The 14,478-nt window shown below is 71.5% G+C and carries 10 protein-coding genes; 2 read left to right on the forward strand and 8 right to left on the reverse strand.

Features of this window, described 5'->3' with window-relative positions:
* Window positions 1-25 precede the first annotated feature (25 nt).
* Window positions 26-910: a hypothetical protein gene (locus KF837_09290; GenBank protein MBX3227497.1), complete on the forward strand. Its 885-nt coding sequence runs from the start codon at window positions 26-28 to the stop codon at window positions 908-910.
* Here the strand turns inward: KF837_09290 and KF837_09295 are convergent, their stop codons facing one another.
* Entirely contained in the window at window positions 911-2,383 is a 1,473-nt protein-coding gene (locus KF837_09295) for a DNA-3-methyladenine glycosylase 2 family protein (protein ID MBX3227498.1), read from the reverse strand.
* Between the two features lie 85 nt (window positions 2,384-2,468).
* Between KF837_09295 and KF837_09300 the strand changes: the two genes are divergently transcribed.
* Window positions 2,469-3,074, forward strand: a complete 606-nt coding sequence (locus tag KF837_09300) for a methylated-DNA--[protein]-cysteine S-methyltransferase (GenBank protein MBX3227499.1) — start codon at window positions 2,469-2,471, stop codon at window positions 3,072-3,074.
* On the opposite strand, the gene KF837_09305 is transcribed toward KF837_09300, so the two are convergent.
* Genes KF837_09305 through KF837_09335 form a run of 7 tightly spaced genes read right to left on the reverse strand, consistent with a single transcriptional unit; the run spans window position 3,049 to window position 14,363 of the window.
* Window positions 3,049-3,903 carry a hypothetical protein gene (locus KF837_09305; protein MBX3227500.1) on the reverse strand — a complete coding sequence of 285 codons (855 nt, stop codon included), beginning with the start codon at window positions 3,901-3,903 and terminating at the stop codon, window positions 3,049-3,051. The genes KF837_09300 and KF837_09305 overlap by 26 nt on opposite strands.
* Window positions 3,904-3,907: 4 nt before the next feature.
* On the reverse strand, window positions 3,908-6,868 hold the full coding sequence (locus KF837_09310) for a TonB-dependent receptor (GenBank protein MBX3227501.1): 2,961 nt from the start codon (window positions 6,866-6,868) through the stop codon (window positions 3,908-3,910).
* Window positions 6,869-6,912: 44 nt separating this feature from the next.
* Window positions 6,913-8,283 (reverse strand): protein kinase, encoded by a 1,371-nt coding sequence (locus KF837_09315; GenBank protein ID MBX3227502.1) that lies wholly within the window; start codon window positions 8,281-8,283, stop codon window positions 6,913-6,915.
* 24 nt (window positions 8,284-8,307) lie between these two features.
* A complete protein-coding gene (locus KF837_09320) occupies window positions 8,308-9,738 on the reverse strand; it encodes a serine/threonine protein kinase (GenBank protein ID MBX3227503.1) in 1,431 nt (476 codons plus the stop codon).
* Complete coding sequence (locus KF837_09325) at window positions 9,738-10,310, reverse strand: serine acetyltransferase (GenBank protein ID MBX3227504.1); 573 nt, start codon at window positions 10,308-10,310, stop codon at window positions 9,738-9,740. The genes KF837_09320 and KF837_09325 overlap by 1 nt, the downstream gene beginning before the upstream one ends.
* Window positions 10,311-10,324: 14 nt before the next feature.
* The gene (locus KF837_09330) at window positions 10,325-13,339 is read right to left on the reverse strand and encodes a sugar transferase (GenBank protein ID MBX3227505.1); all 3,015 of its coding nucleotides are present in this window, start codon (window positions 13,337-13,339) and stop codon (window positions 10,325-10,327) included.
* Window positions 13,326-14,363, reverse strand: a complete 1,038-nt coding sequence (locus KF837_09335; protein MBX3227506.1) for a hypothetical protein — start codon at window positions 14,361-14,363, stop codon at window positions 13,326-13,328. Before KF837_09335 ends, KF837_09330 begins: the two co-directional genes overlap by 14 nt.
* Window positions 14,364-14,478: the final 115 nt, after the last annotated feature.

The following is a 14,478-nucleotide window of genomic DNA, read 5'->3' on the forward strand; positions in this document are numbered from 1 at the left end:
AGGTTCGTTGTCGCTCCGTTGTCCGATGCGACGCGTGTTCCCCTGGCGCCTCCTCCTCCTCGGCGCGACGTTCGCCTCCGGTTGGATGGTCGCCGTGCTCGTACATCCGCCGCCGCCGGCGCGCGCGGCGGAGACGACATCGGCGCCGGAGGGCGCGTCGTCGTGCACCGACCGCGCGGCGATGGAGGCGAACGCGAACCTCGTCGCGCAGCTCCACGACGTCCAGGGACGTCTCGCGCTCGCGGAGCATCGGCGGGACGAGGCCGAGAGCAAGTCCGCGAAGATGGTGAGCGCCGATCGCGCGCGCGTCCTCCCTTCGGTCGACGAGTGGGGACGCATGGCGCGCGAGGGCAAGCTGCGGACGCGCATGCCGTGCAGCGCGTGGGACGAGCACGGGAGCTTCTCGACGCGGCGCGCGGAGGGCGGTCGCTCCTTCCAGACCCACGGCTCGCAGCGCACCGAGCGCCTCCACCGCGCGGAGACGGCGGGCTTCACGGCGGAGGAGGTCGAGACGTTCACGGACGTCTATCGCCGCACGCACGAGCGGACGTGGGCGTCGATCCGCCGGACGTGCGAGGCGAACGAGGCCTACCGCGGCGTCGCCGCGGAGGGGGAGGAGTGGTCGACCGAGTCGAAGATCTCGATCTGTCGCGCGGCGTTCTTCGACCTCAGCGAGGGGGCGACGCGCGCGGCGCTGGCGCGGGTCACGAGCCTCCGCGCCGCGCACGCCACCGCCGATCGCGCGACGAACGACATCGAGCGGATCGCGTTCGCGGTCACGGAGGTCCCGCAGACGCTCGACGACGAGCTCGTGCGCGCGTTCGGCCGCGAGAAGGCGACCCGCGCGATCGATCACGGTCTCCTCTGCTTCGACGAGGCGGTCTTCGACCTCGGCACGACGGACGGCTGATCACGCGGAGAGCGGGAGCCGCTTCTCGCCCGCGTCGGCGCACCAGAGGTGCTGCGCCGCGTAGGCGCGCCAGGGCCGCCACGCCTCTGCGCGCGCGAGGAGCGCGGCGGGCGTCGGTCGCGCGCCCGACGTCGCGGCGCCGCGGAGCAAGCCGAGGTCGCTCGCGGGGAAGGCGTCGGGATCGCGGAGCGCGCGGAGCGCGACGTACTGCGCGGTCCACTCGCCGACGCCGGGCAGCGCGCGGAGGTCCGCGCCGGCGTCGTCGAGCGATCGCGCGGGCGAGAGCAGCCCCGGATCGGCGGCGACCGCGCGCGCGCACGCGGCGAGGGCGGCGACGCGGGCGCGGGGCATGCCGAGCGTCTCGGCGCCGGCGCGCGCGAGCGCTTCGGGGCGAGGGAAGAGATGGGTGAGGCCGCCGGCGCTCGCGCCTTCGAGCGATCGCCCGTACCGCGCGACGAGGCGGCCCGCGAGCCCACGCGCGGCGACGACGCTCACCTGCTGTCCGAGGATCGCGCGCACCGCGACCTCGAAGGGGTCCCAACCTCCCGGCACCCGCAGGCCGGGGCGGGCGGCGACGAGGGGACGGAGGAGCGGGTCCTTCGAGAGCGCCGCGTGGATGACGCGCACGTCGGCGTCGAGATCGAACATGCGCCGCACGCGCGCGATGATGGCGGGCAGCGCCGCGACGGCGGGGAAGCAGATCGTGACCGCGAGCGCGTCCTTCTTCGGCGAGGGCGCGACCGCGATCGTCCCGCACGCGCCGCCTTCTTCGATCGTGCGCGTGTACACGCGCGGCGTGACGACCTCGACGCCGGGGATCGCGCGCGCGGCGAAGAAGCGCTGCATCTCGTCCCAGTCGTAGGGCGGCACGTAGCTGAGGGAGAGCGTGAGCGCCGACGCCGGAGCACGCCTTCCTCGCAGCGCGGATGGCGGTCGTCCGTAGAGCTGGTGGAACGCGTCGTTGAAGCGGCGGAGGCTCCCGTAGCCCGCGGCGTGCGCGATCTCCGCCATCGGCATCGACGTCTCGTGGACGAGCTTCTTCGCGAAGAGGAGCCGCCGCGTCTGCGCGACCGCGATCGGCGACGTGCCGACGTGCTCCTGGAACAAGCGGCGCAGCTGGCATCCGCCGATCCCGAGCCGCTGCGCGAGCGACTCGACGCCGTTCTCGGCGCCGTCGAGCGCGCCTTCGGCGATGAGCATCATCGCGCGCGACACCGTGCTCGAGGTCCCGCGCCACGCCGCGAGCTGGGGCGACGACTCGGGGCGGCAGCGGAGGCACGGCCGGTACCCCGCCTCCTGCGCCGCGGCGGCGCTCGCGAAGAAGGTGACGTTCTCGCGCTTCGGCGTCCGCGCGGGACAGATCGGGCGGCAGTAGATCCCGGTCGTGCGCACCGCGACGAAGAAGCGGCCGTCGAAGCGCGCGTCCCGCGCGAGCAGCGCGCGATAGCACCGGCCGGCGTCGAGCGTCTGCATCGCTCCCATCGTGGCACCGCCGGCGGCGCACGACCACGTCCGAAAATGGCCAGCGCCGCGGTCGCGGTCGCGTCATCCTCACGCCATGGCTCGCTGTCACTTCGTGATGCCGTCGCCGATCGGCGCGCTCACCTTGCGCTGGGAGAACGACGCGCTCACCGCCGTGCTCTTCGGCGTGGTCCCCGACGACTCGCCGCACGACGACGCGCCCCTCCTCGAAGCGCGCCGCCAGCTCGACGCGTACTTCGCGGGCACGCGCGCGCGGTTCGATCTCCCGCTCGCGCCGCGCGGCACGCCGTTCCAGCTCCGCGTCTGGCGAGCGCTCCGCGCGATCCCGTACGGCGAGACGACGAGCTACGGCGCGCTCGCGCGCAAGATCGGCGATACGGGCCCGCGCGCGGTGGGCGCCGCGAACGGCCGCAACCCGATCCCCGTCATCGTCCCCTGCCACCGCGTCATCGGCGCCGACGGCTCCCTCACCGGCTTCGGCGGCGGCCTCCCCACAAAACGCTGGCTCCTCGACCACGAAGCCCACCCCTCGAAACAAAGTCCGGCCCCCCCTCTGCGGGGTCTGCGGGGGTCCGGGGGCGTCGAAGCGCGCGCGCAGCGCGTGCGTAGAAACCCCCGGCGGGGAGAGCTCGAGAGGGGCAGCGCCCCTCTCGGACTCAGGGCGCCTCGTCGACCGGCGTGATGCGGCAGTCGCCTTCGCCGCGGAACGACACCACGATGCTGCGCGCTTGGGCGTTCAGGAAGGCGGCGAGGTCGTCGACGCCTGCGATCGGGCCGTAGAGGCCGGTGCTCTTGCGCGCCTCGTCGAGCGGGACGTTGGCGAGCTCGGTGAGCTGCACGACGCCGTCCTTGTTCAGGTCGGCGGCGGCGATCGGATCGCCGCGCAGGACGTGGCCGCGGGTCGCGAGGTTGTCGAAGAAGAGGACGGTCCCGTCCATCAGGATGTCGCCCGTGTCGGCGCCGTTCTCGGGGACGAGGAGCCCCGGCAAGGTGGCCCCGTTCACGCGCGCCGAGCACGCGCTGTAGCGCGTCCGCGGGGAGAGGCTCCAGCGGAAGGACTTCACGTCGTTGCCGCGCGTCATCGTGCCTTCGACGAAGATGGAGGCGCGGCTGACGGCGAGCGTGTCGCGATCGACCTCCGTGACCGGCTCGAGCGGCTCCGTCTCCGCGGTGGTGGGGCCGATCTCGAAGCTCACGTCCTCCCACGCGCGCGCGATGCGGTTCGCCGACGTGAGGAGGAGCTTCGTCGGCGGCTGCGTCTGGTCGACGAGCTGCGACGTCGCCGAGGCGGTGATGACGCCGTCGTAGCCGGCGATCGTGATCGCGCTCACGTTCACGATGAAGCGAGAGTACTTCACGTTCCATCCGTCGACGGTCGTGAAGTCGCCCTCGATCGTAGGCGCGCTCGTCGTGATCGCGACCCCACCGAGCGGCGGATGAGACGGCTCTTCGCACGCCGCCGCCCCGATGACGAGCGCGAGGGCCGAGGAGAGGATGAGGGGCTTCTTCATGGAGTCACCACGCGAGCGTCACGGACGCGAGGAAGGTTCGACCGTTCTGGACGATCTGGCGCTGGCGGAACTCGCCGCTCGGGATGATGGAGTAGCGCCAGTCGAGCGCGTTGTACGCGCCGAGGTTGTAGCGAAGGCCCATCTTCTCGACCTCGCCGGAGAGGACGAGGTCCCAGACGACGCCCGGATCGGTGCGCGCCTGCGGCGGGTCCGAGGTCGACTCGCTGCGGTCCGGACGCGGCCCCTCGATCGTGAGGCGCGTCATCGCCATGAGCGTGCGGCCGATGATCGGCATCGCGCCGCGCACCGACGCGATGTGCTCGATCGAGTTCGCGACGTCGCGGAGCGCGCCGCCGCCGGTGTACTGCGCCTTCTGGTACGAGTAGGTGCCGGCGAGCATCCAGCCCTGGCGCCACTCGCGCCGGACCTCCGTCTCCCCGCCGATGATGACGACGTTCGCGGGCGAGTTCTGGTACTGCACGACGCCGGGCGAGAGGTCGTTGAGGACGACGAGGTCCTGCACGAAGTTCGTGTACGCCGCGACGGTGCCGGTGACGACCTGCGAGAAGCGATGCGTGAGCTCGACCTCGCCCGAGTAGATCTGCTCCGGCGAGAGCCGCGTCGGCGCGACCTGGAAGGGCGACGTGTAGTGGAGCTCGTAGACGCTCGGCGCGCGGAACGCCTTCGCGCCCATCACCTTGAGGACGCCGCCGTCGTACGGCTTGATGATCGCGGCGAGGCGCGGGTTGATCGCGGGCCACGCCTCGAACTTCGGGAGGTTCGAGTAGTAGTCGAAGCGCGCGCCGGCCACGAGCTTGAGGCGCTTCGTCGGGACGATGTCGGCGTTGACGTAGCCGGCGCCGACGGTGAAGGGATCGTTGCGCCCCGCGCGGCCGGAGTCGTCGAGGACGTACGCGCCCGCGTCGTTCACGCCGACCTGGCGCGTCGTGAAGTGCTCCACCAACTCGCCGCCGACCGTGAGGCGGAGCGCGGACGACGGCGTGTAGACGAAGCGCTGCTCGACGCCGCCCCAGCGGCCGCGGTACGCGTCGCGCGACGCGCCCTCCAGCGCCGGCGTGTACGGGTTGAACCCGTCGAAGTAGTACATGTTGAAGTGCGCGCGCGAGAGCGACTGCAGCGACTGCGTGATCTGCGGCTCGTAGCGCGCCTCGATCATCGAGCGCGTGTCCGCGAAGCGCGTGCGCTTGTGATCGAAGATCGTCTCGTACTCGCCGGTCGGGAGGAACTTCTGGCGCGAGTTCAAGAACCACTGGAGCGTGAGCGCCTTCCACCACGCGCGGCCGGTGATCATGCCGGCGAACTGGCGGTCGGTCCCGCGCGTGATGCCGTCGGAGACCTTGCCGTTCGCCTTCCGCTCCGCGTTCGGATCGGAGGGATCGAAGTCGTACTCGGGGTAGTAGATCTCGCGCTGGGCGCCGCCCTGGAGGCCGCTCACCGTCGCCCAGAAGCCGGCGTCGGGGGAGAGGCGCACCACGCCCGTCGCGCGCGCGCGGCCGAGGCCGTATTCGAACGTGCCGATCGACGCCTCCGCGTGCGTCGCCTGGTTCTTGTTGCGCGTGACGAGGTTGATGACGCCGAAGAACGCGGCCGAGCCGTAGAGCACCGAGCCCGGGCCGCGCACGACCTCGATCCGCTCGATGTCGTCGATGTCGACGCGCCCGTCGGTGCCGACGTACGACGACCAGATGTAGTTGTCGTTCATCGGCTGCCCGTCGAGGAGGACGAGCACGCGGTTGCCGTAGTCGCCGGGGCGCGAGAAGCCACGGAAGCCGATCGTCTGGTAGCTGCGATCGTCGGAGAGGTAGAGGCCGCGGATGCCGCGCACCGCCTCCCAGATCGTGGGGTAGCCCATCGCGCGCAGCTCTTGCTGCGAGATGATCGAGACCGACGCCGGCGCGTCCTCGACCGACTCCGTCGTACGCGACGCGGCGCTGACCTCTTCGGAGACGACCATCTGCGCGTCGATCTTCGTCTCCTGCCGGCGCGTGACGTCGACCTCCTGGACGAAGGGGCGATAGCCCTGCTGCGTGATCGCGATCGTGTGGCGGCCGACCGGGACCGCGAGGACGGCGGGCGTGAAGCCGAGCGCCTTGCCGTCGACGGAGATGAGCGCGTCGCGGACGTCGGAGCTGACGACGACGGAGCCGGTCTGCGTCGCGAGGCGCGCGCGCACGGCGGTGACCTGGTTCGCCGGGATCTCGGTCGTGACCTCGCCCGGCTGGAAGCCCTCCTTGCCGACGAAGAACGTGTGCCGGCCCGGCGCGACGTCGAGGGTGCAGGGGACCGTGCACGCGATCGGTCCGGCCTCGTCGTCGATCCGGACCACCGCGCCCTCTTCGCCTTCGATCTTCGCGGTGCCGAGGATCTGCTTGAGGGTCAGCTTCACCACGACCTCTTTGCCGATCTCGAGGTTCACCTCCTCCGACTCGGCGGCCTCGTAGCCCGGCTTCTCGACGATGACCTTGCGCTTGCCCGCCGCGAGGCCGAGCGAGCGCGGGGCGTTTCCGCGCGGGCCGAGGTCCTTGCGATCGAGGTAGATCGTCGCGCCCGGCGGCGAGGTCTCGACCTTGAGGACCGCGACGTTCGGCGTGATGCGCGCGATCGCGTCTTCGACGCGCTTCCGCGCCTGCGGGTTGGTCTCGCCTTCGAGCGCGACGAGGTAATAGCGATACGCGTCGGGCGCGCGCTTCAGCTGCTCGTACGTGCGCGCGATGTTGAAGAGGACGTTCTTGTTCGGGACGAGGCGGTTCGAGACGAGGAAGTGCTCGAGCGCACCTTTGTAGTCGCCCGCTTCGTAGCGCTCCGCGCCGAGCTGGAACTGGAGATCCGCTTCGTCCGCGACGTCGTCGGCATATGCCGATCGCGACGCGGTGCCGAGGAGCGCCGCGATCAGCAGGAACGAGACTGCCGGCTTCTTGAATCGAAGGAATGTAGAGCCCGCCACGGCTCCGGCTTATAAGCGGGAATGCTGCTGCGACAAACCGCGCATTAACGCTCGTGGCGGATTTCGTTCTCTGCGTTCGGCGCGGGCGCGGGGGGCGGAGACGACGGTCGCGGGCGCGGCGGCGCGACGGGCGCCGGAGCCACGACGACAGGACGCGGGGGCGGAGCGACCGCGGGCGCGGGCGCCTCGGACGGCGCGGGCGCTGCGCTCGCCGTCACGATCGGCGCGACGGCGCTGGTCACTTCGGCGGCCGGGGCCGGGGCGGCGGGGGTCGCCGTCGTCGTCGGCACCGGCTCGGGGCTCGCGACCGGAGACTGGAGCCGAGAGAAGAGCGCGAACGCGCCGCCGCCGAGGCCGAGGACGACCGCGACGAGCGCGATCCACGCGAACGATCGGTTCGACGCGGGCTCGGCCACCGGCGCGACCGGCGCCAGCACCGGCGCGGGCGCCGGGCTCGGACGGTACGCCGGCGGCGGCAGCGACTCCGGCGCGGGCTCGCGTCCCGTCGCGCGCGCCTGCATCTGGCTCGCGCGCTCGGCGACGGTGCGCGAGCGCTTCGGCGCGAACGGGAGGAGCGCGACGGCGAGATCGGCCGCGCACTGATAGCGCTTCGTCGGGTCCTTCTGCAGGCAGTGGTCGATGACCTCTTCGAGGCCGGTCGGGATGTCGGGGACGAGCGAGCGCGCGGTGCGATGCGGCTCGTGGAGGACCTGCGCGATGATGCCGGTGACCTCGGTCGCGTCGAACGGCGGCTGCCCCGTGATGAGCTCGAACAGGACGACGCCGAGCGACCAGATGTCGGCGCGGAGATCGACGTCTCGCGTCGAGCGGATCTGCTCCGGCGACATGTAATGGGGCGAGCCCATGATCTGGGTCGTGTCGCCGGTGAGGAGATCGACGTCCTCGAGCGTGCCCTTCTTGAGGCCCGACTTCGAGATGCCGAAGTCGAGCACCTTCACCTGGCGGAGGCCGCCGTGCTCGCTGACGAAGAGGTTCCCCGGCTTGATGTCGCGATGGACGATGCCCTGCACGTGCGCGGCGGTCAGGCCCTCGCACGCCTGGATGACGAACTCGACCGCCTGCGTGGGATCGAGCGGGCCGCTCGCCTCGAGGATCTGCTCGAGGTCGCGGCCGACGAGGTACTCCATCACGATGAACGGCGCGCCGTCGTGCGTGCCGACGTCGTAGACGCGCGCGACGTGGTCGTTCTTGATCGTCGCGGAGGCCTTCGCTTCGCGCGCGAAGCGGGACGCGAGCTCCGGCCGCGCGCGCGCCTCTTCGCGGAGGAACTTCAGCGCGACCCGCTCTTCGAGATCGAGGTGCGTCGCCTCGACGACGAGCCCCATCGCGCCTTCGCCGATGACGCTCTCGACGCGGAACTTCCCCTCGAGCACCTGGCCGGTCGAGATACTCACAGCGCCGCGGGACGATACCACGCATCAGCGCGTGTGGCGGATCTCCGCTTCGGTGCCGATCGGCGCGGCGCTCGACGCGGTCGGACGCGGGCGCACCACCGGTCGCTTCACGGGGATCGCGATCGGCGTCGCGCTCGTCGCCGCCGCGCTCGTCGTCGCCTCGGGCGCCGGCTCCGGAGACGCGGCCGGCGACGGCGCGGGCGCGGGCTCGGCGGCGGCGCTGTTCGTTATCTCCGTCGGCGTGGTCGGCGCGCTGACCGTCGGCGCGACCGGCGTCGTGCTCGCGCCGCGCGTGATCGCGAAGGCTCCGCCTCCCAGCGCGACGGTCCCGAAGAGGAGCGCGATCGCGAGCGGGAGCCGGCTCTTCGCGGGAGCGGGAGCGGGAGCGGGCGCGGCGGAGGCGAGCGGTCGAGGAGCGAGGGAGATGTCGGGGACGCTCGGCGCGCGGAGGCGCGGGTCCGAGCCCGGCCTCGAGATCGAGGGCTCGCTGTCGGGCGGGGGCGGCATCGACGACGGCATCTCGAGATCGGGATCGAGGCCGCCCGTCTTCACGTGCGCGACGGCGCGCGAGACCGACGAGTGCGCGCGGCGGCGCGCGAAGGGGAGGAGCGCGAGCGCGAGCTGACCGGTGCTCGAGAAGCGCTTCGTGCGGTCCTTCTCGAGGCAGCGCAGGATCACGGCGGCGAGGGCGGGCGGTACGTCGACGTCGCTCGGGAGCGGCTCGGGGCTCGTCTCGAGGATCTTCGTGACGAGCTCGGTGAAGCGCGTCGCGCGGAACGGCTTCTCGTTCGCGAGGAGCTCGTAGAGCACGCAGCCGAGCGACCAGACGTCGGCGCGATGATCGATCGGCGCGCTCCCGCCGCGGAGCTGCTCGGGCGAGAGGTAGGCCGGCGTCCCCTGCGAGCGCGGCGCGCTCGACTTGCCGTCCTTGTCCTTCGCCGCGGCCTCGGGCCCGCGCACCGTCGCGATGCCGAAGTCGAGCAGCTTCACGGTGGGCCGGCCGTCGTCGCCGGTGACGAGGAACAGGTTCGCCGGCTTCACGTCCTGATGGACGATGCCGCGCGCGTGCGCCTCGGCGAGCCCTTCGCACGCGTCGATGACGTGCTCGACCGCGCGATGGGAGGGCACGCGTCCCGACGTCGTGAGGACGTCGGCGAGGGTCTGCCCGTCGAGCATCTCCATCACGATGAAGGGACCGTGGACGGGATCTTTGCCGACGTCGAAGACGCGCGCGACGTGCTCGCTCCGGAGCCGCGCCGCCGCCTTCGCCTCGTGCGTGAAGCGCTCCACCGTGCTCGGATCGTCGGCGCCGCGCGCGAGCAGCTTCAGCGCGACCTTCTGATCGAGCTGCGTGTTCGTCGCCTCGATGACGACGCCCATGCCGCCGCGCCCGACGATGCGCTCGACCCGGAACTTGCCGCCGAGGACGTCCCCCGCCGCGACCTCGACGCCCATCACTCCGCGCCGTTCGTCTTCGCGCCGTTGTCGCTCTTGTCGCGCCGCTCGTGCACCTTCGCCGGGATGCCGCTCGCGATCGCGCCGGGCGGCACGTCGGTCAGCACGACCGCGTTCGCGCCGATGAACGCGCCCTTGCCGATGCGGACCGGCCCGAGGATGCGCGCGCCGCAGCCGATGACGACGTCGTCCTCGATGACGGGGCAGCCGTTGTCCTTCGCGGTGCCGATCGTGTTGTTGCCCATGAGCTTCACGCGCGCGCCGACCTTCGACGTCCCGCCGATGACGGTGCCGAGGGTGTGGGTGAAGTTGATGCCGTCGCCGAGCTCGATGTCGTTGCCGATCTCGATGCTGTAGAGCACGGTCGTGACGAGCCGCAGCGCGTGGTTCACGCCCGGGACGTGCCACTTGCGCGCCGACTCGCGGACGCGGCTCATGAAGAGGACCTTGTAGCCGTCCTGCGTGAGCGCGGCCTTCACCGCTTCTTTCACCGACGGACGCTCCGCCCCGAGCGCGCGCGCGAGCTCGATCGCGTCGGCGGCCATCTTCCGCAAGAGCCCCATTCCGCTCATCTTAGCAGCTCGGCTCACACGCCCGAGCCCTTGATGACGACGCCGAAGGTCTTCGCGAGGATGTGGATGTCGAGCCAGGGGCTCCAGTTGCGGACGTAGTAGACGTCGATCTGGCAGCGCTGCGCGAAGCTCGTCGCGTTGCGGTCGGAGACCTGCCACATGCCGGTCATGCCCGGCGGCGCGCGGAGGATGATCTTCTCCTGGCCGTTCATCTCCGTGAGCTCGCGCTCGATGTACGGGCGCGGGCCGACGAGGCTCATGTCGCCCTTGATGACGTTGAGGAGCTGCGGGAACTCGTCGAGGCTGAACTTGCGGAGGAAGCGGCCGATGCGGGTGACGCGCGGGTCCTTTTTGAGCTTGTGATAGATGTCGTACTCCGCGCGGAGGGCGGGGTCGCTGTCGAGGATCGCCTTGAGGCGCTCCTCGCCGTCGCCGTGCATCGTGCGGAACTTGTACGCCTTGAAGTACGAGCCGTCCTTGCCGAGCCGGTTCTGCGAGTAGAAGACGGGGCCCTTCGAGTCGAGCTTGATGAGCGCGGCGATGAGGAGGAGGAAGGGCGCGACGAAGAGGCCGCCCAGCGTCGTGAGCACCGTGTCCATCACGCGCTTCGCGAGGCGGGGGCCGGGGAGGAGGAGCTGCTGCCTGACCTCGACGCCGAGGATGCCGCCGAGGCTCTTCGCCGGGACGCCCATCGACGCGAGGCCGAACAGGTCCGGGATGATGAGCAGGTGCGTGAAGTGGCCGCCGACGCGCTCGATGATCTTGAGGAGGTCGGGCGAGGAGAGGCCCGGCATCGCGACGACGGCGTACGGGATGTTGAGGCGCTTCGCGAGGACGGGGCCGAGGTTCAGGTCGCCGACGAGCGGCACGCCGTCGACCTCCGCGAACTTGCCGCGCGGGAACTGCGAGGCGTCCTTCGTGATCTGGGAGCGCGAGAGGCGCTGGCTCTCCGGGTTGAAGAACTCGCCGGTGGGGCGCGCGGGGCCCGACTTCGGGTCCTTCGTCGAGATCTTCACCGAGGCGGGGTCGCGCGCGGGATCGCCCGAGACCTCCATCGTGTTCGCGATCGGCGCGACCGGGATGTGGTCGGAGCTGATCGGCGCGGTGAGCTCGTAGTCGTCGCCGAAGATGTCGTTCGAGTACTCCGCGCGCTGCTCCTCGGTGAGGAACTGCGCGGAGGTGACGTTGACGGAGTAGACGTCCATCACCTCGTTCGTGAAGCTCGCGCGCAGGGTGCCGTACTTGCTCTTGTCGTCGTCGAGCAGCATGACGGGCTTGAGGCCCGAGCGCGGCTGCGCCTTCAGCGTGCGGACGACGAGGCGCCCCGTCTTCGCCGCGCCGAGCACGACGACGGGGATCCCCCACCACGGCTGGACCGAGAAGTAGTTGCGCACGAGCGCGCGGATGACGGGGACGAGGAAGAGCGTCGCGACCCACCAGACCGTGCGGACGAAGATGCCCCACTTCACGATCGGGAGATCGCCGAGGGTGGAGAGGACCGACGCGCCGAGGTGCACGAGCGACGTCGCGAAGGTGATGTCGCGGATCTCGTCCGGCGTGCTCTTCGCCATCGGCGAGTAGAGCTCGAGGCCGAGGAACGTGAGCATGCAGAGCACGACCGACGGACCGACGACGAGCCACGAGGTCCAATCGAGGCCCTCCTCGTGGTAGATGCGGAACCAGTGCACGCTCGTCGCGAGCATCGCGGCGAGGAGGAGCGAGAAGAGGTCGGTGAGGAGGAGCGTGGCGACGGTGCGCGTCGGCCGCGTGAGCACCTTGAGGCCGGCGACGTCCTTCTTCTCGCGCGCCGCGTTCGAGATGTCGCTGATGTAGAAGCCGCCGTCCTTGCGCGTCTTCAGCTGCTCGATCAGCGCGCGCGCGATCGCCTCTTCGCTGCACGCGCCGAGCTGGACGAGGATGCGGCCGATCTGACCGCCGCGCTCTTCCTGGATCGCGAGGGCTTCGTCGATCTTCTCCTGCGTGACGGAGCCGTAGCGGAGGAGGATCTCGCAGATGAGCGTGCCGTCTTGCTTCGTCTGGATCGCCCCCGCGCCCGGGATGCGGATCACGGGCGGCACGATCGACGGCTTCGCGGGGACGACCGAGGTCGTCATCATCGGCGGCTTCGGGACGTCGGGTGGGAGTGGCGGCGTGCCGGCGGCGGGGGTGATCCGCGGGCTCTGCTCCTTCGTCGGGACGGCGTCTTCGATCGGCGCGGCGGCGGGGATCCCCTTCGCCGGGGTGCGGCGGCGGGGGACGATCTTCGATGGGCCCATCAGCGGCGCGGGCGGCGGCGCGGTTCCGATGAGCGTCGAGCCGAGCTTCGGGACCGGCGCCGCGGGCGGAGCGGGCGCGTTGGCGGGATCGTGCGCGAAGCTCTTCGCGGTGTCGCCGCCGATCTTCGGCGCTTCCATCGCGAGGACGGTGTCGGCGATCGGCGAGGCGGGGACGCTCGGGCGCCGCGGCGCGAGCGGCTTCGACGGCGGCGGTGGATCGTCCATCGAGGGCACCGGCTTCGCCGCCGGCATCGGGCCGCTCGGCGCGATCGGCGGCCTGCTCGGCGCGATCGGCGGCTTGCTCGGCTTGCTCGTGGAGAGGGGCGGCTTGCTCGCGGGCGAGACGCTCGAAGGCGGCGGGCGGCTCCCGCCGGAGGGGAGGCCGGGCGGCGGGCGGCTCGGACGCACCGACGCGGGCGGGCTCACCGGCTCGGCCTTCTTGGGGAGCGCCTTCGTCTCGACCTTCACCGTCTCGACCCTCGGCGGCGGCTTCGCTCCCGGCGGCGGCGCGGTGCCGTGGCCCGTGATCGTGTCGAGCTTCGGCGGCTGCTTGCTGCCCATCGCGGGCGGCGCGATGCCGATCGCGGTGCGCTTCAGCGCGGCGCGCTCGGCGGCGCGCGCGGCGACCGCGACGGGATCCTGGAGCGGGCTGATGAGGGAGGTCTGCGTCGTCGCGATCCCGGTCGGATCCTTCGGCGGATCGGAGCGGGCGGGCGCCGGCGAGGCCTTCGCCTCCTCTTCAGTGTCGCTCACGCGCGGGAGTATAAGCGCCGGACCAGCGCGGTACGAGCCAGGTCTTCACCGCGTCACCGATCAGATGCAAGTGATCGAAGTGGTCGTGGGGCCCCTGGCCGCGGAACCCACGCACGTGCAGGCCGGCTTCGTCGGCGGTGACGCTCGGGGTCATGTTCGGAAGCCCGAACGGCGCGCTGGTCTCTCTAGTGGCCACGCCGACCTCGCGCATGAGCGCGGCCGTAGCCTCGGACGTGCTCGCGTAGTCCGGCGGCACGATCGATGAGTGCGTCACGACCATCGTCTTCTTCCCCGCCGCCGCGTCGGTCGCGAAGCGGATGAAGCGGCGGAGCATCTTCACGTCGACGTGGTCGGCGCCGCGCGCCGCGACCGGTTTGTTCTTGAGCTTCGCGTCCTCGGGGAGATCGATGTATTGCGCATGCAAGCTGTCGAACAGCAGCACCGCGTCGGTCGCCTCGTACCATTGCGGCACGGAGAGGATGCGCCCGACCGCCGCGAAGCCCGCGCTCCACGACGCGAGGGCGAGGTGGCCGAGGTGCACGTCGCTCCGCTTCGTGCGCGCCGCGATCATGCGGGTGAGGCTCTTCATCATCGCGCCGAAGCGGTTCGGGTCCTCGAAGCGGCTCGAGTAGCCGCCGCTGCCGATGCCGTAGCCGCACGACACGAACACGGCGCGGAGGCCGCTCGTCTTCATGTCGGCGGCGGCCATCTGCCCGGCGTGGAAGTGCCAGACGACGTCGATCGCACCGTCCGCGCCGATGAACTCGCTCGTCGGCGCGAGGTACGAGCAGCCCGCGGCGCCGAAGCCGGTGAACGGGGCGTCGAAGGCGACGGGCTCGGCGACCGCCGGCTCGGGCTGCGGCGCCTCCACCGCCGGCGCGGCGACCGCGACGCGCGGCGCCGCCTTCGCCGCCTTCGCCACGACGAGCGCGGCCGTGACCTGCGTCGTCCCCACCGGCTCCTCGCTCCGCCCCCCCGCAGCCGAACACCCTGCAAGCACGAGCGCGAGAACGACCGACCGCATACGCCCAGGCGCGTAATCGCGTTCCCACCCGATGGGAACCAAAAAAGTCCAAGCCCCCTCGGGGGTCCGGAGGCGTCGGACCGCGCCCGCGAACGTCAAGTCGTCGCCCCCCCTC

The sequence above is a fragment of the Labilithrix sp. genome (assembly GCA_019637155.1).
In the GTDB taxonomy this organism is placed as follows: Bacteria; Myxococcota_A; Polyangia; order Polyangiales; family Polyangiaceae; genus Labilithrix.